This window comes from Microbacterium panaciterrae, assembly GCF_039541635.1.
GTDB classification, from domain to species: domain Bacteria; phylum Actinomycetota; class Actinomycetes; order Actinomycetales; family Microbacteriaceae; genus Microbacterium; species Microbacterium panaciterrae.
This window is the reverse complement of record NZ_BAABGP010000003.1, coordinates 395,548-414,807: the sequence shown is the minus strand read 5'-3', so window position 1 is coordinate 414,807 and position 19,260 is coordinate 395,548. Positions and strand designations below refer to the sequence as shown.

Below are 19,260 nucleotides of genomic sequence, written 5' to 3'. Positions count from 1 at the left end.
GAGCAGGGGGTGTGCGTCGATTCTGCCCTGCTCGCCGAACCGTGGCCAATCCGATGACAGCCGACCCCCGCGGTTCGGCCGCGATCGTTAGCCTGGGAGCGTGACCATTCCCGCCGCTTCCGAGGCGATCAGCGCTCTCCTCGCCGCCGCGCGCGTCGCCCTCGCCGACGTGCCGGCCGAGGCGCTCGGGCGGGAGAAGTCCTCGCGCTGGCGGGCGCCGCGGATCGTGCGGGCCGGATCCGCGTGGCACGTCGGGGTGCTGCTGCTCACCCACGACGCGCTGCTCGCGACGGCCGAAGTGCTCCGCGCCGCAGAGCCCGTGCGCCGCGGATACGCCTCCGAGTCGGCCAGGGCGCGGGCGGAGCGTCGCGCCGAGGCCTCCCGCGGCGGCTTCGCGAACGGCGAGATCGTGCATGTCGGCTGGACGCCGATCGACCTCGACCGGGTCGCGGCCGGCGGATCCTCCGGCCCGCTCGCCCACGTCGACGGCGTTCCCTCAGTGCGCTGGTCGGCCGCGGGCGGCTACATGCCGCTGGAGGCATATCTGGACGACCGGATCGCCCTGCTGCACAGCGACCGCCCCTGATCCGCGGTCAGGAGGGCTGGGATCAACGACCCCGCAGGAGGGCACGCTCGCCGAAGCGGTGCAGGATGCGCGACGGCTCGGTCACGACCGAACCGAGGACGGCCTCCTGCACGGTGTGGAACGCGTCGGGGTCGAAGTAGCCGGTGGTGCGGTAGAACACCATGCGGTCGGCGAAGTCCCGGGGCGACGGCTCGGGGTGGAACTGCGTCGCGTACAGGTCGGCGCCGGCGCGGTATGCCTGCACGGGGCAGTCGTCGTTCGCGGCGAGCAGGACCGCGTCCGGCGGCACCTCGACAGATCCCTCCTTGTGCGCCGTGAACGCGTGGAACGCCGCGCCGGCCGGGCCGAACAGCGGATCCGCCGCGCCCTCCGCGGTGGTGCGGATCTCGGCCGCCGCCGCCTCCTCGGGGTGGTCGGTCGTGACCGTGCCGCCCAGCAGGCGGGTGACCACACCGATCCCGAAACAGGTGAAGAAGGCCGTGGTCTCGCCCACGAGCGCGCGGGCGGCGATGCGTTCGAGATCCGCCTCGACCCGCAGCTGCGTCGGGGACTTGCTGGCGTCTGTCACGTTGTACGGCGATCCGCCGATGACGAAACCGGTGTAGCGGTCGAACGCGTCCGCAGGCAGCGGGACGGTGGTGAGATCGATGCGGTCGAGGCCGTCGGAATCGACGCCGAGGGCCACGCGGAAGGACGCGCGCTCCGCCGTCGCCGCATCCAGCTCAGGGCGCACGCCGACATAGAGGAGCGAGGCCATTCCAGGATTCTAGAGGAGGGGCGATTCCCGGCCGAGTCGGGGTCCCCGGATGACGCCGGGAATAACTCCGACCTCGAGTCGTTGAAGTTGACAGCACAACGCTCAAGTTTGAGAGGAAGCGAAATGCCCAACGACTTCACCGACGCGGGTTCGGGCTCGTTCGACGAGTTCCTGGCCCGTTACCTCGCGGGTGAGCAGGCCCGGCAGACCCGGTCGATCGACCTCAGCCGGTTCCTCACGGTGCGCACCCAGCGGATCCTGCAGCGCGCCGGCCGCTTCGCGCTCGAGCGCGGCCAGACCGAGCTCGACGCGCTGCACGTGCTGCGCATGATCGTCGAGGACGACGCCGTCGACCAGGCGATCCGCAACATCGGGGTGACCCCGCAGGCCATCATCGACGCGGTCGAGGCGCGCCTGCCCGCACCAGGAGCGGAATCCTCGGACGAGGCCGCGGCGATCACGCCCAGCGCCAGCCGCGCGCTGTTCCACGCCTATCAGGTGGCGCGCTCCTCGGGGTCGACCTACATCGAGCCCGAGCACGTGTTCTTCGCGCTGGTGCTGGGTCAGGATGCGCCCGCGGGGCAGATCCTCGAACGCGCCGGTGTCACGGCGGAGGCGCTCACGCAGAGCCTGCGCGAGCCCGTCGCCGCGGGGGCCGAGCAGGAGCGGGAAGCTCCGCAGGCGATGTCCGCGACGCCGCTGCTCGACCAGTACGGCCTCGACTTCACCGCCCGGGCCCGCGAAGGACGGCTCGACCCGGTGATCGGCCGCACCTCCGAGATCGAGCAGACCATCGAGATCCTCAGCCGCCGCACCAAGAACAACCCGGTGCTGATCGGCGAGGCCGGCGTCGGCAAGACCGCGATCGTGGAAGGGCTCGCCCGCGCGATCGTGGAGGGCGCCGTTCCCGCACAGCTCAAGGATCGCCGCGTCGTGTCGCTCGACCTGCCCGCGATGCTCGCCGGCACGCGCTACCGCGGCGACTTCGAGGAGCGCCTCACCAAGACGATGGACGAGATCGCCGCGCACAAGGGCGAGATCATCGTGTTCATCGACGAGGTGCACACCGTCGTCGGCGCGGGCGGATCCGGGGAGAGCGGCGGCTTGGACGCCGGCAACATCCTGAAGCCCCGCCTCGCCCGGGGCGACCTGCACCTGGTCGGCGCGACCACACTCTCGGAGTACCGCCGGATCGAGAAGGATCCGGCGCTCGAGCGCCGCTTCCAGCCGGTGCGGGTCGCCGAGCCCTCGATCGAGGACGCCGTGCGCATCCTCGACGGGCTGAAGCCCGCGTACGAACAGCACCACGCGGTCACCTACACCGACGATGCGATCCGCGCGGCCGTCGAGCTCGGCGCCCGTTACCTGCCCGACCGCGTGCTGCCGGACAAGGCGATCGACCTGATCGATCAGGCGGGCGCCCGCCTGCGGCTGCGGCTGGGCGTCGTCACCGACGTCGAGGCGCTGTTCGCGGAGCTCGCCGATCTGGAGGCGCGCAAGAACGCCGCCGTCGGCGCGGAGCACTACGAGGAGGCCTCGCGGATCCGCGACGAGATCGCGGCCGTGCAGACCCGGATCGACGAGGCCGGACAGTCCGCCGTACGGGCGGATACGGAGAGCACGGTCGTCGGTGAGGCCGAGATCGCCGCGGTGATCGCGCGCGCCACCGGCATCCCGGTCAGTCGCCTGACCGAGACCGAGCGCGAGCGGCTGGGGGAGTTGGAGGCCGACCTGCACACCCGCGTGATCGGTCAGCACGACGCAGTCGCCGCGGTCGCCCGCTCCGTGCGACGCAACCGCACCGGCATGGGCGACGCGCGCCGACCGGTCGGATCCTTCCTGTTCCTCGGCCCGACCGGTGTCGGCAAGACCGAGCTCGCGAAAGCCCTCGCCGATCGCCTGTTCGACGACGAGACGGCCGTGATCCGCTTCGACATGAGCGAGTTCGGCGAGCGGCACACCGTGTCGCGGCTCGTCGGCGCCCCTCCGGGATACGTCGGCTACGACGAGGCCGGGCAGCTCACGGAGCGGGTGCGGCGCAATCCGTACTCGATCGTGTTGTTCGACGAGATCGAGAAGGCGCACCCCGACGTGTTCAACCTGCTGCTGCAGGTGCTCGACGACGGTCGGCTCACCGACGGACAGGGGCGCACGGTCGACTTCCGCAACACCGTGATCGTGATGACCTCGAACATCGGATCCGAGTTCCTCGCCTCGCGCTCGGGCGCGCTCGGGTTCGTGTCCTCGCAGGACGCGTCAGCGAACGGGTTCGCCTCGCAGGCGGATCTGCGGGCTCGCGTGATGGGCAAGCTGCGCGAGGCCATGCGGCCGGAGTTCCTGAACCGGATCGACGAGATCGTGCTGTTCTCCAAGCTCGGCCGCGACGAGCTGGGCCGCATCGTGCGCCTGCTGCTGCGGGCGACGTCGCAGCGCCTCGAGGGGCGTGAGGTCGCGCTCGACGTGACCGACGCGGCCGTGGCGTGGCTCGGTGAGCACGGCTACGAGCCGGAGTACGGAGCACGCCCGCTGCGCCGGCTGATCCAGCGGGAGGTCGATGATCGGATCGCGGATCTGTTCGTATCCGGCGAGCTGGTCGACGGCGGGCGCGTGGTCGTGGACGCCGAGGGCGACCGGCTGCGGATCTCCGCAGCGGCGCGGCTCGCGCAGGCGGCATAGTCCCGGCGACGGACAAGGGCGGGGCGATCCTCACGGACCGCCCCGCCCTCGGTGCGTCAGCGCGAAGAGTTGGCGGTGCGGCCGCGGACGACCCCGACGAACGCCTCGATGTCGGGCGTGGCCTGCTCGATCGGCCATGCGAGCAGCACCGAGGAGACGGGGACGTCGCGGAGGATCCGATACTCGACGTCCTTGCGGTGGTGCAGCCGCGCGAGTGACATCGGGGCGACAACGATCCCGGCGCCCGATGCGACTGTGGCGATCGCGTCCTCGACGGTGTCCAGCGGCGGGATCCGGGACGGGATGACGGGGAGGTCCAGCTCGCCCAGCACGTCCTCGGTGCTCGTGAGCAGCGTCTCGCCGTCGAGATCGGCGGGGGTCAGTTCGTCCGCCGCCAGCAGGTGCGACTCGGTGGACGCGATGACGACCGGGAGCTCGTCGTAGAGAGGGATCACGTGCATCCCGTCCTTCTCGAACGGCGCACGCACCAGGGCCAGATCGACCGAGCCGTCGGTCAGGGCCGCGCGTTGGGTCGCGAACGAGATCGGCACAAGCTCGAGCGTGACGAGCGGCATCCGATCCTTCCAGGTGTCGATCCAGCGGCCCGGCGTCGCGCCGGGCACCGCGCCGAGGCGCAGGGTGCGCGGCTCCGGAGCTGCGGGCGGGGCGTCGAAGACGATTTTCGCCGTGCTCTTCGGGCGCGGCCGGGGGTTGTTCTTGCCGGACGCGCGAGCACCGCTTCTTGCGGGTCGCGCGGCGGGCTTGCGGCCGCCGGACGCGCCTCGTCTGCTCATGCCCTCAGCGTACCGGCGCGGGATCAGGACGCGTCGGCGCGGATGACGACGCAGCACCGCTCGGCGTCCGGCTGGAGCTTCGCGTCGAGGCGGTGACAGCCGAGGCCGCCGGCAACCCCCTCGATGTACGCGAGGTTCATCCCGCAGACGAGGTCGGTGTGGGCGCGCGCCAGATCGTGGAACGGGCAGTTCGCGAGCACGATCCGGCCCTCCGCGGTTCGCGGTTCATACCCCTGACCGGCCAGCGCCTGCCCCATCCGATCCAGCTCGCGATCCGCATCATCCGTCCGGGCGGCGGCCGAACCGCTCTCGCTCGTCGCGTCATCGAGAGCGTCGTCGTGGAGTCGCGTGCCGTAGGCGTCGCCCTCCGCACGAGCGACTTCATCCAGCGCGACGTCGACCGGCGTGCCGTCGGCGGAGCGTTCGATCGCGCGGGCGAGGAGATGCCCGGCGAGGTCGAATCGCCGAGGCGGCAGCGACACTGCGATGGTGCCGGCGGCGCGGCGGTAGAGCTTGGAAGGGCGCCCGGCGCCGGGGCCGCGGCGCCCGGTCAGGCGGCGGAACTCGGCCTCCAGCAGACCCAGCTCGACCAGACGGTCGAGCTGGAAGCGGGCCACGTGCACGGGGACATCGATGGCTTCGGCCGCGCTCTCACGCGTCACCGCGTCCCGCTGCGCGATCACGTGCTCGTACAGAGCTCGACGCGTGGGATCCGCGAGAGCCCCGATGCCCGCCGCCTGTTCGGAGATGCTCATCTCCTCATTCTAACGGAAGATCTGCTTGATTTTAGAGGATCCATCTTCTATTTTTAACTTCATAGTCATTTAGAAAAGGGAGCAGTCATGACCACCTCCACCGAGATCCGACGCGGCTTGATGCAAGACGGGAACAGGCAGGCCTTCCTGCTGTTGCGCACGGTCTTCGTCGTCGCCCCGATCCTGTTCGGCCTGGACAAGTACGTGCGGGTCCTCACCCCCGACTGGGAACGGTATCTGGCCCCGTGGATCAACCACCTGGTCGGCATCGACGCTCACACGTTCATGCTCATCGTGGGCGCCGTCGAGATCGTCGCCGGCATCCTCGTCGCCTTCCTGCCTCGGATCGGCGGGTACGTGGTGGCGGCCTGGTTGCTCGGCATCATCGTGAGTCTCATCGGTGTCGGCGGCTACCTCGACATCGCGCTGCGCGACTTCGGACTGCTCGTGGCGGCGCTGGCATTGTCGAGCCTCGCGGCCGCGCGGCAGCGCGCTCGCCGTCCTTGAATGCGCGGACGGAAGGGCGCGCGTGCGGAGAGGCGCGCCGTTCCGCCACGTGCTGTCGCGTTGGACGCCGCGACACGCGCGAACTCCGTGCACGGGAATAGATCCGGCCCCGCCGCGGTTGCAGATATATCCGGGAAAAGTCCCGGGCACGGGAGGTTTTCGTGGGTAAGAACTACGTCGATATCGAGGACGGCCACGGCGGGACGCTGCGCTATCGCAAGCACGCCAATGGCCGCGGCCTCGTCGCGCACGGTGCCAAAGTGCACCCGCAGGCAGTCGTGGAAGCCGGCGCCTACGTCGAACCGGGCGCGAAGATCGGGGCCGGTGCGCACGTCGCGCGCGGCGCGTGGATCGAACCGGATGCCATGGTGGGCGTGAACGCCCACATCGAAGCCCACGCCCACATCGGCCAGGGTGCCGTGGTGGGCGACGGGGCGAGCATCGGCGTGCGCACCGAGGTGGGTCCGAACGCCCGCATCGCCCGCGGCGCGCGCATCGGCGACGACGAGACCGTCGCCGCCGGGATGATGGTGGACACCGACCGCAAGGGGCTGTGGCTGGCGGCCTGATCCGGTCCGCCCACCGCGGGCGCGCTCAGCGCTGACAGCGCGGGCACCAGAAGGTGCGGCGCTCCTCGGCCGGATCCGCGCCGAGTTCGCCGGTCTCGATGAGGGCTCCGCAGCGGCGGCACGTCCGACGTGCGCGGCCGTACACCCAGGTGGTCCGCCCGCGCAGGGCGACGCCGGTGAAGGTGCGCGCGGGGCGATCCCGGTTGGCGCGGATGGTGCGCGCTCCCAGTTCCAGCAGCGCATCGGCGTCCACCTCGGTCGCGGGGCGGGTGGGCAGCACGCCGCGCAGGAACAGCAGTTCCGCCGCATACTCGTTGCCGAAACCCGCCACGTTGCGCTGATCGAGCAGGGCGACGTGGATCGGGCGCGGATCGGATCCGAGTCGTCGCGCGGCCTCGGAAAGGTCCCAGTCCGGCCCGAGCGGGTCCGGGCCGAGATGCCCGACGAGTTCGCTCTCCGCGGTGGTCGGGACCACCGCGAGCATCGACACATCGAAGCCGACGGCCTCCGCGTCGGCCGTCGCGACGACGGCCCTGGCCATATGCGCGGGCGCCTGCCATCGCTCGCCCGGGTGGTACAGGTGCCAGGCGCCGTCCATGCGCAGGTGCGAACGGAACGTGCGATCCCCGATCCGCATCAGGATGTGCTTGCCGCGCGGCACCACCTCGTGCACGACCGATCCGGTCAGATCGATCGTCGCCCGCTCCGGCACCCGCAGATCGAATCGCGTCACCGTGCCGCCGCTCAGCGCCCGGTCGAGGCGTCGGGCGGCGCGGTAGACGGTGTCGCCCTCAGGCATGGGCGGCCCTCTCGGCGGTTGCGGGATCCGTGCGCTTCGGTGCCGGCATCGGGGCTCCGCTCACAGCGCCTTGCGCAGCGTGCATCCGCGCGGAGTGGCGACGAAACCGGCCTCCTGCAGGAGTCTGCCGAGCGCGAACCCGCGCCCCTTGCCGTTCTCGCCGCGCTCGTACATGCCCTCGCCGTTCACCTTCTCGACCGTGAGGGTCTCCAGCCGTCGTGCGCGTGCGGTCGCCGCGAGGTCGGCGGTCGCGGCGCGGAGATCCTCCTCGTCGTCGGTGAACGCGAGCACGGTCTTGCCTCCCCGCTCCAGATACAGGGCGAGGGATCCGTCCACGAGCACGACGAGCGCGCCCGCCTTGCGCCCTGGCCGGTGCGACACCTCGTCCAGTCGCGGCCAGCCGAGGGCGGCACCGTAGGGATTGGCCGGGTCGGTCGCGGCCAGGGTGCGCGCCGTGCGCGGCGGCGGATCGGCGAGACCCGCGAAGGTGCGCAACCGGTCGATCGTGGCGGACGCCGCGAACTGCGCGGCCCCCAGCTTCTCGATCACATACCCCCGGCGGCAGTGCCCCGCCTCCTCGAAGCCGGCCAGCACGCGGTATGCCTGGGCGAAGCCGCCGGGCAGGCCCTCGGACTGCACGGATCCGCGGGTCACGACACCGTACCGGTCGAGCAGCAGCCCGGCCGAGACCGTCGCGCGGCGGGCCGGATCCGTCTCGGTTCCCGGCAGCAGCGACCAGCGGCCGCCGACGGAGAGCGGGCGCGCGCTCGCGGCGGGGCGGGCCAGCGACATCCCGCGGAACGTCCGTGCGCGCGGGGCACGGCGGGCGACCTTGTGCGCCTGGTTGCCGCCGCTCAGCAGCGATCGGATCGGGGCGAACGTGTCGTTCGTGACGTGGCCCGACCAGGCGAGGTTCCACAGCGCCTCGACCACGGAGATCTCGTTGTCCGCGCCGGTCGCCTCGCGCAGCTGGGCGGCGAAGTACGCGCCGCCCGAGGCGAGGGCGGCCAGGAGCTGCGCCTCGAGGGATCCGTCCTCGGCGGGCTCTTCCGCGAACGGCACCGTGAACGGGGCGAGGTCGGCGGGGTGCAGCGAGATCCATCCGTCCCGGCCGGGGAGGGCGCCGTGCCCGGCCCAGACGACCTCTCCCGAGCTGGTCAGCTCGTCGAGCATCGCCGGGCTGTAGTCGCGCACCCGCTGCGGCAGCACGAGCGACTCCCAGGCGCTGGCGGGGATCGGCACCCCGGCGAGCTGCTCGATCACGCTCGCCACGCCGTCGAGGCCTTCGAGCGGGCGCGCCAGATGCTGCCATTCGGGCAGGAACCGGGCGAACGCGGTGGGCGACACCGGTTCGACCGTGCCGCGGATCGCCGCGAGCGAGCGCATGCGCAGCCGGCGCAGCACCTCGGTGTCGCACCATTCGGTCTCGTCGGGTCCTGCGGAGGTCGCCGATGCCCGAAGCCCCGGCTCCGAGGCGCTCGAAGGGTCGGGCAGGAAGTACCCGCTCGTGACCCGGCCGTCGGCCTCCAGCCGCTGCAGCGTCTGCCGCACGATCGCGGGCCCGAGCCCGAAGCGGGTGGCGAGGGTCGACCCGAGGAACGGACCATGCGTGCGCGCATGCCGCGCGACGAGGTCTCCGAGCGGATCGGCGACCGGCTCCAGGAACGCCACCGGGATCCCGACCGGCAGTGGAACCCCCAGCGCGTCGCGGAGCCGTCCGGCGTCCTCGATCGCGGCGATCCGGCGCACCCCGCCGATCGTCACCGGGATCGCCCGCCGCCCGTCGACCAGTGCGGCGAGGTGCGCCGCGGCCTCGGCCTCCGGTGCCGGGGCGGACTCCGTCTCCGGATCCTGCAGCCGCGCCGCGACCTCGATCGCGTCGAGCAGGCCGAGGATCCGCAGCAGATCCGCGACGCCCTCGACGCCGCGGGCGCGACGGGCCGGGTCGAGCCGCTGCGCCTCGCGCTCGAACTGCGCGATCACGTCGGGATCCAGCAGCTCCCGCAGCTCGACGGTGCCGAGCAGCTCGCCCAGCAGTGCGGGATCCACCGACAGCGCCGCCGCCCGGCGTTCGGCGAGAGGAGAGTCGCCCTCGTACATGAACGCGCCGACGTAGCCGAACAGCAGGTCGCGGGCGAACGGGGAGGGCTGCGCGGTCTGCACCTCGACGAGCCGGATCCGCCGCTGGGCGATCCCGGTCGCGAGGCGCCGCAGCGACGGCAGGTCATAGACGTCCTGCAGCACCTCGCGCAGCGTCTCCAGGATGATCGGGAACGCCGGATGCTTGCGTGCCACCTCGAGCAGCTGCGCCGAGCGCTGCCGCTGCTGCCAGAGCGGCGTGCGCCGGTTCGGGTTGGTGCGCGGCATGAGCAGCGCGCGCGCCGCGCACTCCCGGAACCGCGACGCGAACAGCGCGGATCCGCCCACCTCGTCCGTGACGATCCGCTCCAGCTCGTCCGGATCGAACACGAACAGCTCGGCGCCCGGCGGCTCGGCGTCGGCGTCCGGGACGCGCACGATGATCCCGTCGTCGCTGGCCACGGCCGATCCCTCGACCCCGAGCCGCTCGCGGATCCGCGCGTTCACGGCCAGCGCCCACGGCGCGTGCACGGTCTGCCCGTAGGGGGAGTGCAGGATCACCCGCCAGTCGCCGATCTCGTCGCGGCTGCGTTCGACCGTGAGCGTGCGATCGGTCGGCAGCGTCCCAGTGGACTCCTTCTGCTCGTGCAGATGCGCGAGCAGATTCGCCTGCGCGCGCTCATCGAGCCCGGCCGCCGTGAGCCGCTCGCGCGCCTTCTCGGGGGTGGCCCCCTGCACCTCGCGGTTGAAGACGCCGAGCGCCTCGCCGAGCTCGAAGGGGCGGCCGAGGCCGTCGCCGTGCCAGAACGGCACCTTGCCGGGCTGCCCGTAGGCGGGGATCACGTTCACGCGGTCGTGGGTGATCTCGGCGATCCGCCAGCTCGTCGTGCCGAGCGTGAACACGTCGCCGACACGGGACTCGTAGACCATCTCCTCATCGAGCTCGCCCACGCGCGCGCCGGTCGTCTCGCCGGCCACGAACACGCCGAACAGTCCGCGGTCGGGGATGGTGCCGCCGCTGGTGACCGCGATCCGCTGCGCCCCCGGACGCCCGGTGAGCGTTCCCGCGTCACGGTCCCAGACCAGGCGGGGGCGCAGCTCGGCGAACTCGTCGGAGGGGTATCGCCCGGCGAGCAGGTCGAGCGTCGCCTCGTACGCCGAGCGGGGGAGTGCGGCGAACGGGGCGCTGCGGCGCACCGTGTCGAACCACTGCTCGACGTCGAGCGGATCCAGCGCGCAGGCGGCGACGGTCTGCTGCGCGAGGATGTCGAGCGGGTTGCGCGGCACGCTGATCGCCTCGATCTGCCCGGCCAGCATGCGCTCGGTGACGATCGCGGTGTGCAGCACGTCGCCGCGGTGCTTCGGGAAGAGCGAAGCCCGGCTGATCTCGCCGACCTGGTGGCCGGCGCGGCCCACCCGCTGCAGTCCGGACGCCGCAGAGGGCGGCGCCTCGACCTGGATGACGAGGTCGACCGCGCCCATGTCGATGCCGAGCTCGAGGCTGCTCGTGGCGACGACGCAGCGCAGCACGCCCGACTTCAGCTCTTCCTCCACGATCGCCCGCTGCTCCTTCGAGACCGAGCCGTGGTGCGCCTTCGCGAGCACGGGATCCGCCCCCGCGGTCGATCCCGCCTGCGCCATCATCGCGGCCGGCACCATTGCGGAGGGCAGATCGAGCCCGATCCGCTCGCTGTAGATCTCGTTCAGCCGCCCCGTGAGCCGCTCAGCGAGGCGTCGGGAGTTGGCGAACACGATCGTCGAGCGATTCTGCAGGATCTTCTCGACGATCGCCTCTTCGACGTGCGGCCAGACGGATCCGGTCATCTCGGTGTTCTCGCCGAACGCGTCGGCGCCGCCCGCAGCCTGGTCGATCCGCTCCGCTCCGGGCGGCCGCGGCGTCGTGTCGGTGTCCGGCGGGGGAGGCGGATTGAGCATGTCGTCGATCGGCACGACGACCTGCAGATCGAACGTCTTCGAAGCCTTCGGTGCCACGATCTCGACCGGCTGCGCACCGCCGAGGAACCGCGCCACCTCATCGATCGGACGGACGGTCGCGCTCAGGCCGATGCGCTGCACGGGGGACTCCGCGCCGGCGGCACGGCGCAGCTGATCGAGCCGCTCGAGGCTCACCGCGAGGTGGGCGCCGCGTTTGGTCGCCGCGACCGCGTGCACCTCGTCGATGATGACGGTGTGCACGTCGCGCAGGGTCTCACCGGCGCGGCTGGTGAGCATGAGGTAGAGCGATTCGGGTGTCGTGATGAGAATGTCGGGCGGATCCGAGACGAGTCTGCGCCGATCCGATGACGTCGTGTCCCCGGAGCGCACGCCGACCGTCACGGACGGGGTCGGGATCCCGAGCCGCCGAGCGGACTGCCCGATGCCGATGAGCGGCGAGCGCAGGTTGCGCTCAACGTCGACGCCGAGCGCCTTGAGCGGTGAGATGTAGAGGATCCGGGTGCGGCCGGGACGCTCGGCGTTCTTCTTGTTCTTCCCTTTCGACTCAGGGACCGGTCGAAGCACAGCGGCCTCGGCGGCGCGCTCGCGGAACACCTCATCGATCGCCCACAGGAACGCCGACAGGGTCTTGCCGGATCCGGTCGGTGCGACCACGAGCGCGTGCTTGCCGGACGAGATCGCCTCCCAGGCCCCGGCCTGGGCGGGGGTGGGCGCGTTGAACGCCCCGCGGAACCAGTCCTGGGTCGCGGGTGTGAAGAGGTCGAGCACGCGGTGCGCCGAGCCTGTCGAAGCGTCGCCCATCCGTCCATCATCCCGGTACCCGGGGACATTGCGGCTGCGATCCGCCGCGAGCGGAACCGGCTCGGATCCTGAAGGCGCCTCCTGGGCCGGAGGCGCGGCGTCACTTCTCCTTCGGGATGAGGATCCACAGCACGATGTAGACCCACAGCGGCAGACCGGCGAACACCATCGCGACCACCGCGAGCAGGCGCATGAGGAAGACCGGCCAGCCGAAGCGGTGCGCGAGCGCGGCGCAGACGCCGGCGATGATGCGGCCCTTGCGGGGGCGGACGAGGGTGCTCATGCCCTCATCCTGCCCCCGCGGTCTGGACGGCGGCTGGATCGGCTGCTCATGACCCGAGATCGACCTCGGTGAGCGACCCCTCCCCGTCGAGCTCCAGCGTCAGGTCGAGATCGAGCCGCTTCAGGAACGCGTCGTCGTGGCTGACCACGAGAACCGCACCGCGGTAGGCCCGCAGCGCCCGCACGAGCTGATCCACGGTGTCGATGTCGAGGTTGTTCGTCGGCTCGTCCAGCACCACGAGGTGCGGGGCAGGATCGGCCAGCAGCAGCGCCGCCAGCGCGACCCGGAAGCGCTCGCCGCCCGACAGCGATCCGACCTCCCGATCCATCGCCGCACCGCGGATCAGGAATCGGGCGAGCCGGTTGCGCAGCTCCTTCTCCGGGATCTCGGGCGCGCGCTCCGCGAGGTTCTCGACGACCGTCGCACGTTCGTCCAGGCCGTCCATCCGCTGCGGCAGGTAGCCGATGCGGTCGGTGTGCGGTGTCGAACTCAGTCGATCCTGGGACCTGACCGGCGAATCTCCCTCCCGGGCCCCGGAATCGACTGAGTTCGAAACAGCCGACCCTTCGCAGGCGAGCGCGTCATTGGCGACAGCGGCGACCAGCCGCCGCAGCAGCGTCGTCTTGCCGACGCCGTTGCGCCCGATCAGCGCGACGCGCTCCGGGCCCTGGATGGTCCAGGATCGCTCGGTGCCGCCGATCGTCGCGATCCGCCGGCTCCGCGAGACGCCAGGGTCGGGCAGCTCGATCTTCATCGTCGCGTCGTCGCGGATCCGGTGCCCCGCCTCATCGAGCGCCGCGCGTGCCGCGTCCTCCTTCTCCGCGACCTCGGTGCGCAGCTTGCCCGCCGAGACTTCGGCGGCCATCCGGCGCCCGTGCGCGACGATCTTCGGCACCCGCTTCTCGCGCTCGGCCCGGTTCGCCGTGCGCTCGCGGTGTGCGAGCTTCAGCTGGGCTTCGATCCGCTGCCGCTTCTCCTTCTTGAACGCCTGGGCCGCGTCGCGCTCGGCGTGCCGGGCGGCGTCCTGCTCGGCGTCCAGCCACGCGCGCCAGGCGGAGTACGGCCCGCCGAACATGCTCAGCTCGCGGCCGTAGAGCTCGGCGGTGTCGTCCATGAGCTCGAGCAGCGTCACATCGTGGCTGACCACGATGAGCGTGCCGCGCCAGGAGCGCACCATCTCACCCAGCCGCGCCCGCGCCGCGCGGTCGAGGTTGTTCGTCGGCTCGTCGAGCAGGGTGATCGGGGCGCGGCGGGCGCGGATCCCGGCGATCGCGACGAGCACCGCCTCGCCCCCGGAGAGCTCCCCGACGGTGCGGTCGAGGAACGACGGGTCCAGCCCCGCTTCGGCCAGTGCGGACTCGGCGCGGGCCTCGACGTCCCAGTCGTCGCCGACCGCATCGAACCGGGCCGGATCGACGTCGCCGGCCGCGATCGCGCGGACCGCGTCGAGCGCCTCGGCGACACCGAGCAGCTCGGCCACCCGGGCACGGGTGTCGAGCGTGAGGTGCTGCGGCAGGTAGGCGACCTCGCCGATCGCGCTGACCTGGCCGGAGGCCGGGGCGAGCTCGCCCGCGATCAGCCGGAGCAGCGTCGACTTGCCGGATCCGTTGCTTCCGACGAGGCCGGTGCGGCCGGCGCCGAACGCGCCGGAGACCGCGTCCAGTCCGACGGATCCGTCGGGCCAGACGAAGGTGACGCGGTCGAGCACGACCGCGGAGGAAAGAGTGGTGATTGACATGAGCGACTCCCGGAGATGGTGCGGGTGCGCTGAGCCGGATCCTGCCGCTGGGTCCCTGAGGCTGTGGCCCCGGACCGGTGGGTCCCTGAGCCAGGGCGGTCGCGGTCCCTGAGCCTGTCGAAGGACGCAGCGAAGCGGACGGACCGATGACGACCGGAGGTGCCTGTGCCGAGGCGGCGTGCGGGCAGGAAGGAGTGTCGGATCAACGCGTGGATGAAACGCGGAGGCGACGACTCAGATCAAGGGACTTCCTCACACGGCGGACAGGCCGCAGGCGACGTTACCGGCCCATCCGGGATCGTGCAACCCGGGCGTGTCGCGACGGGCGTCGAAGGGGTCCTTCGCCCGGGTCCGTCGCCCGGGTCCGTCGTGCGGCGGATGCCGGCGGCTTCGTCGGTGCGTACGGTGGTGGCATGGTGAACGATCAGCCAGGCTTCGGCGAGATGCTCCGGCGCGTGGGACTGGGCGCCGGTCTCGCGATCGGCATGGGCGTCGGTGTGGCGCTGGGCGTCGCGATGAACAACATGGGCGTCGGCATCGCGGTGGGTGTCGGGGTCGGCGCCGCGGTCATGGTCGTGTTCCTCACGGCGGGATCGCGGGCGGATCGCGACGCGGCGCAGCGGGCTGCGGAGCGGGGGCTCGGCCCCGACCCCGACGCAGATTCCTCTACCGACCTCGACACCGGCACCGAAGCGGATCCGGATCAGCCCTCGGCCTGAGGCCGAGCCCCGTCCCGCCAGCGCTCCAGGAACCGGTGCACATCGGCCAGCTCGTCCTCCGAGACGCTGTGCGTGAGGCCCTGGTACACCCGTCCGGACAGTTCGGAATGGTCGGGGAGCCATTGCGCGGTGTGCGCGACGAGGGCCGGCGGGATGACATCGTCGTTCGTGCCGCGCCCCCAGAACACCGGCGTCCTCCGAAGGCGCAAGGCCGGATCCTCCGTCAGCTCACCCGGGGCCGCATAGCCGCTGAGGTTCACGACCGCGGCGATCCGCTCCGGATCCCGGCGCAGGGACTGCAGCGCGACCGACGCGCCCTGCGAGAACCCGAGCAGCGCGATGGTCGGAGCGTCCGCGGCCCCGGCATCCAGCCAGCGCAGCACCGCGTCGGCGGCCGCCGTCACCGACGCGGGGTCTCGGCGCTCGAGCTCCTCGATCGGATACCAGGATCGCCCCGGCATCGGCCATGGCGCACTCAGCGGCGCCGGCAGTGCGGCGACGGTGAGGCCCTCAGGCAGGAACGGCACGAGCGAGAACAGGTCGCGCTCGTCGGATCCGTACCCGTGCAGCAGCACCAGCAGCGGCAGCGACTCGCCCCGCCGCGCCCAGCGCACGGCGCTCCGGTCGATCTCCACGGTGTCCGCCATGCGTCCATCCTGCCGCAGACACGGACGGACCTGCGGCGTGGCTCGGGCCGCACAGGACGGATCCGAGACTTCGCTGGTAGAAAAGGACCATGGCGGTACGCACACCCGACCCCGATCCGGCCGACGACGACGACGGCCTCCCCGACGCGCTGTCCGGCGCGCTCGCCGACAGCCTCTCCGGGCTCGGCACGTCCGGCGGGGCGAACCCCGGCTGGCTGACAGATTTCGAACTCGCCCAGGCGCGTCGCCGGCTGCCGATGCTCTACGTGGAGGCCGTGCCGGTGCGCACCGACGGGTCGGGGCAGGTCACCGACATCGGGATCCTGCTGCGCGCGACTCCGCTCGGTGAGATGACGCGCACCATCGTCTCGGGGCGGGTGCGCTACGGCGAGACCGTGCGGGACGCCCTGTTCCGTCACCTCGAGAACGACCTCGGCCCGATGGCGTTCCCGATGCTGCCCCCGTCGCCCGCGCCGTTCACGGTCGCCGAGTACTTCCCGATCCCGGGCGTCAGCGCCTACCATGACGATCGCCAGCACGCCGTGTCGCTCGCGTTCGTCGTGCCCGTGACCGGCACCTGCGAGCCCCGCCAGGACGCGCTCGAGGTGACCTGGTTCAGCCCGGAGGACGCGGCCAGCGACGCGCTCGCCGCCGAGATGGAGGGCGGCCGCGGCACCCTCATCCGACAGGCGCTCGCGCACCTCGGCCTGCTGCGCTGAGGGTCGCTGCTTCCGCACCGCTCGGAGTCGCCGCTGAGGCCGGTTGCCGACGGAACGGCTTGCCGTCGTGGCCGAGTGCACGGCCTGTTGTCCAGCGCACGGCTCGTTGACGCGGATTTCCCGTGCCGTCGGCACGAAGCCGTGCACTCGGTCGAGCGAGCGAGCGAGCGGGTCGGGTCGAGCGAGCGAGCGAGCGGGTCGGGCGAGCGAGCGGCTCGGGTGAGCCAGCGCCCGAGCCGACGACAGGCGCTGCGCGCCGGATCCGGATCCCTACCGGCTGGTCTCCTGGGCCACGAGTGCGACGAGTGCGTCGATGTCGGCCTCGGTCGTGTCGAAGCTGCTCATCAGGCGCACCTCGTTGCGCGAGGCGTCCCAGTCGTAGAACCGGAAGGTCTCGCGCAAGCGATCGGCGACGCCGGCGGGCAGCGTCGCGAACACCCCGTTCGACTGGGTGGGCTGGGTGAAGCCGACGCCCTGGATCGAGCCGTCGGCGATGCCCGCCTCGAGCGAGGTGCGCAGGCGCTGGGCCATCGCGTTGGAATGCCGGGCGTTGCGCAGCCACAGATCGCCCTCGAGCAGCGCGATGAGCTGTGCCGAGACGAAGCGCATCTTCGAGGACAGCTGCATGTTGAACTTGCGTGAGAACGTCAGACCGTCGGCGGCGCCCGCGGTGAGCACGACGATCGCCTCGCCGAGCATCGCGCCGTTCTTGGTACCGCCGAAGCTCAGCACGTCGACTCCGGCGTCGCGGGTGAACGCGCGCAGCGGCAGGTCGAGTGCGGCGGCGGCGTTCGAGATGCGAGCCCCGTCGAGGTGCAGCTTCATGCCGCGCTCGTGCGCGTGGTCCGCGAGCGCGCGGATCTCGTCCGCCGTGTAGAGCGTGCCGACCTCGGTGGACTGCGTGATCGAGACCACGAGCGGCTGCGCGCGGTGCTCGTCGCCCCAGCCCCAGGCCTCGCGGTCGACGAGTTCGGGGGTGAGCTTGCCGTCGTCGGTCGGGACGGAGAGGATCTTGAAGCCGCCGATGCGTTCGGGCGCGCCCCCCTCGTCGACGTTGATGTGCGCGGTCGAGGCCGCGATCACGGCGCCCCAGCGGGGGAGCATCGCCTGCAGGCCCGTGACGTTGGCGCCCGTGCCGTTGAAGACGGGGAAGGCCTCCACGCCCTCGCCGAAGTGCTGCTGGAACACGTCCTGCAGCCGCGCGGTGTAGGCGTCTTCGCCGTACGCGATCTGATGCCCGTCGTTGGCGGACGCGATCGCCGCGAGCACCTCGGGGTGGATGCCGGAATAGTTGTCGGATGCGAAGCCGCGCAGGTTCACGTCATGCAGGATGCTCACCCCACGAGTCTAATCTTCGCCGCTCCGCTCACTCGCCGTGCGGTGCGGCGCCTTGACCGCGTCGGTGTCGGTGCGGGACCATTCCGAAGTGAGCCAGGCAGCCGAGGATCCGCAGACCCCGATCCGCGAAGAGCCCGCCAACCCGGTTCTCACCGCCGAGCGGCTGAAGGCGTTCGTCGACGCCGTCGTGGCGATCGCGATGACGCTGCTGATCCTGCCCCTCATGGAGGGCGTGATCGCTCTCGGTCACGACGGCAAGGGCGTGCCGGAGTATCTCGCGGAGGACTGGGGGCAGCTGCTGAGCTTCGCGCTGAGCTTCCTCCTCATCGCCAATTTCTGGATGACGCATCACCGCATGTTCGACCGTGTCGAGCGCACCACCAACGCCCTGGTCTGGATCCAGGTGGCGTGGATGTTCACGATCGTGTGGCTGCCGGTGCCGACGGCGATGCTCGGGTCGATGCCCACCGATGTGCTGCAGAAGATCCTGTACATCGGATCCCTGCTCGTGACGGCGCTGCTGATGCTCGGCACGCGGCTCTATCTGCGCGCGCATCCCGAGCTGCACTCGATTCCCGGTGCGCTGCTGCACCGGGGGATCGCGGTCGAGATCGTGCTGAGCGCCCTGTTCGCGTCTGCGTTGCTCGTCGCCCTGCTCGTGCCGGACATCGGCTACTGGGCGATGTTCCTGATGATGCTGTCCGGGCCCGCGCAGGCCATCATCGCGCGCCGTGAGCGCCACAGCGCGAAGGCGTCGCGGGCTGCGTGATCAGGTGATCTCGATGATCCGGTCGTTGAGCTCTGCCGGATCCATGTCCCACAGGCCGGCGATCTGCGCCGCCACGCGATCGATGACCTCGTCCAGAGTGCGCACCCGGAACGCGACGGCAGCAGCACGCAGCGGCTCGTCGGCATCGCGCGCGGCTTTGGCGAAGCCCTGCGCGACGGCGCGGGTCCACGCCTCGCTCGCGGCCTTCACCGCCGCGTAGTTCGCGCCCCCGGCGAGCGGTCGGGCGACCGCGACGGAGGACACGATCGCGAAGCGGCCGGCCTGCGAGGTGCGCAGATCGGCGTCGAAGGCGCGGCTGGTGACGCGCACGGCCGTGAACGCCTGCGCGAGCACGCGGTAGTCCTCTTCAGTCTGGCCGGCGAGGCCGCCGCCTCCCCGCCAGCCGCCGACCAGTGGCACCAGGCCGTCGATGTGCTCGCCGGCGTCGGCGAGCCGGGACGCGAGCGCCGCGACCTCCGTCTCGTCGGTGAGCGAGCAGACCTCGGTGCGGAGGGATCCGCTCGCCGGATCCGAGGATCCTGCCGCGGCGGCGAGGTCGTCGAGCCTGCTCTGGTCCCGGCCGACCGCGATGACGCGGGCGCCCGCCTCCATGAGGAGCCGGGTGATCGTGAGCCCGGATGGGCTGGTCGCCCCGGCGAGAAGGACCGTTCTGTCGCGCACTGTCATGACCACAGCCTTTCAGGTCGGCCCGTGAGACGGGCGGGTTCGTGAGACGGGCGGGTTCGTGAGACGGACGGGTTCGCGAGA

17 protein-coding genes are annotated in these 19,260 nt (G+C 71.6%); 7 read left to right on the top strand and 10 right to left on the bottom strand.

The window, feature by feature from the left end; all coding sequences use genetic code 11:
- Positions 1-100: 100 nt before the first annotated feature.
- On the top strand, positions 101-586 hold the full coding sequence (locus tag ABD882_RS01950) for a glutaminase (RefSeq protein WP_345183779.1): 486 nt from the start codon (positions 101-103) through the stop codon (positions 584-586).
- A 22-nt stretch (positions 587-608) separates the two neighbouring features.
- Here the strand turns inward: ABD882_RS01950 and ABD882_RS01945 are convergent, their stop codons facing one another.
- Positions 609-1,343 (bottom strand): glutamine amidotransferase-related protein, encoded by a 735-nt coding sequence (locus ABD882_RS01945; protein WP_345183777.1) that lies wholly within the window; start codon positions 1,341-1,343, stop codon positions 609-611.
- A gap of 123 nt (positions 1,344-1,466) precedes the next feature.
- Between ABD882_RS01945 and ABD882_RS01940 the strand changes: the two genes are divergently transcribed.
- Positions 1,467-4,019 (top strand): ATP-dependent Clp protease ATP-binding subunit, encoded by a 2,553-nt coding sequence (locus ABD882_RS01940; RefSeq protein ID WP_345183775.1) that lies wholly within the window; start codon positions 1,467-1,469, stop codon positions 4,017-4,019.
- Between the two features lie 56 nt (positions 4,020-4,075).
- Here ABD882_RS01940 and ABD882_RS01935 read toward each other — a convergent pair whose 3' ends face one another.
- Complete coding sequence (locus ABD882_RS01935) at positions 4,076-4,813, bottom strand: LysR substrate-binding domain-containing protein (RefSeq protein WP_345183773.1); 738 nt, start codon at positions 4,811-4,813, stop codon at positions 4,076-4,078.
- Between the two features lie 23 nt (positions 4,814-4,836).
- Positions 4,837-5,568 (bottom strand): helix-turn-helix transcriptional regulator, encoded by a 732-nt coding sequence (locus ABD882_RS01930; RefSeq protein WP_345183771.1) that lies wholly within the window; start codon positions 5,566-5,568, stop codon positions 4,837-4,839.
- Positions 5,569-5,655: 87 nt separating this feature from the next.
- On the opposite strand from ABD882_RS01930, the gene ABD882_RS01925 reads away from it, so the two are divergent.
- Complete coding sequence (locus ABD882_RS01925) at positions 5,656-6,075, top strand: hypothetical protein (protein ID WP_345183769.1); 420 nt, start codon at positions 5,656-5,658, stop codon at positions 6,073-6,075.
- Positions 6,076-6,236: 161 nt separating this feature from the next.
- Positions 6,237-6,644 (top strand): DapH/DapD/GlmU-related protein, encoded by a 408-nt coding sequence (locus tag ABD882_RS01920; protein WP_345183767.1) that lies wholly within the window; start codon positions 6,237-6,239, stop codon positions 6,642-6,644.
- Between the two features lie 25 nt (positions 6,645-6,669).
- Here ABD882_RS01920 and ABD882_RS01915 read toward each other — a convergent pair whose 3' ends face one another.
- From ABD882_RS01915 to ABD882_RS01900, 4 genes are all read right to left on the bottom strand, one after another.
- Positions 6,670-7,443 (bottom strand): DNA-formamidopyrimidine glycosylase family protein, encoded by a 774-nt coding sequence (locus tag ABD882_RS01915; protein WP_345183765.1) that lies wholly within the window; start codon positions 7,441-7,443, stop codon positions 6,670-6,672.
- Between the two features lie 60 nt (positions 7,444-7,503).
- Positions 7,504-12,279, bottom strand: a complete 4,776-nt coding sequence (locus tag ABD882_RS01910) for an ATP-dependent helicase (protein WP_345183763.1) — start codon at positions 12,277-12,279, stop codon at positions 7,504-7,506.
- A 100-nt stretch (positions 12,280-12,379) separates the two neighbouring features.
- Positions 12,380-12,562 carry a PspC domain-containing protein gene (locus ABD882_RS01905; RefSeq protein ID WP_345183761.1) on the bottom strand — a complete coding sequence of 61 codons (183 nt, stop codon included), beginning with the start codon at positions 12,560-12,562 and terminating at the stop codon, positions 12,380-12,382.
- 46 nt (positions 12,563-12,608) lie between these two features.
- Positions 12,609-14,300, bottom strand: a complete 1,692-nt coding sequence (locus ABD882_RS01900) for an ABC-F family ATP-binding cassette domain-containing protein (protein ID WP_345183759.1) — start codon at positions 14,298-14,300, stop codon at positions 12,609-12,611.
- Positions 14,301-14,713: 413 nt separating this feature from the next.
- Between ABD882_RS01900 and ABD882_RS01895 the strand changes: the two genes are divergently transcribed.
- Entirely contained in the window at positions 14,714-15,019 is a 306-nt protein-coding gene (locus tag ABD882_RS01895; RefSeq protein ID WP_345183757.1) for a hypothetical protein, read from the top strand.
- On the opposite strand, the gene ABD882_RS01890 is transcribed toward ABD882_RS01895, so the two are convergent.
- Complete coding sequence (locus tag ABD882_RS01890) at positions 15,004-15,666, bottom strand: alpha/beta hydrolase (protein WP_345183755.1); 663 nt, start codon at positions 15,664-15,666, stop codon at positions 15,004-15,006. The genes ABD882_RS01895 and ABD882_RS01890 overlap by 16 nt on opposite strands.
- Before the next feature lie 89 nt (positions 15,667-15,755).
- Between ABD882_RS01890 and ABD882_RS01885 the strand changes: the two genes are divergently transcribed.
- Positions 15,756-16,385: an NUDIX hydrolase family protein gene (locus tag ABD882_RS01885; RefSeq protein ID WP_345183753.1), complete on the top strand. Its 630-nt coding sequence runs from the start codon at positions 15,756-15,758 to the stop codon at positions 16,383-16,385.
- Between the two features lie 270 nt (positions 16,386-16,655).
- Here ABD882_RS01885 and ABD882_RS01880 read toward each other — a convergent pair whose 3' ends face one another.
- On the bottom strand, positions 16,656-17,723 hold the full coding sequence (locus tag ABD882_RS01880; protein WP_345183751.1) for a threonine aldolase family protein: 1,068 nt from the start codon (positions 17,721-17,723) through the stop codon (positions 16,656-16,658).
- 88 nt (positions 17,724-17,811) lie between these two features.
- Between ABD882_RS01880 and ABD882_RS01875 the strand changes: the two genes are divergently transcribed.
- Entirely contained in the window at positions 17,812-18,492 is a 681-nt protein-coding gene (locus tag ABD882_RS01875; RefSeq protein ID WP_345183749.1) for a TMEM175 family protein, read from the top strand.
- Here ABD882_RS01875 and ABD882_RS01870 read toward each other — a convergent pair whose 3' ends face one another.
- The gene (locus tag ABD882_RS01870) at positions 18,493-19,179 is read right to left on the bottom strand and encodes an SDR family NAD(P)-dependent oxidoreductase (RefSeq protein ID WP_345183747.1); all 687 of its coding nucleotides are present in this window, start codon (positions 19,177-19,179) and stop codon (positions 18,493-18,495) included.
- Positions 19,180-19,260 lie beyond the last annotated feature (81 nt).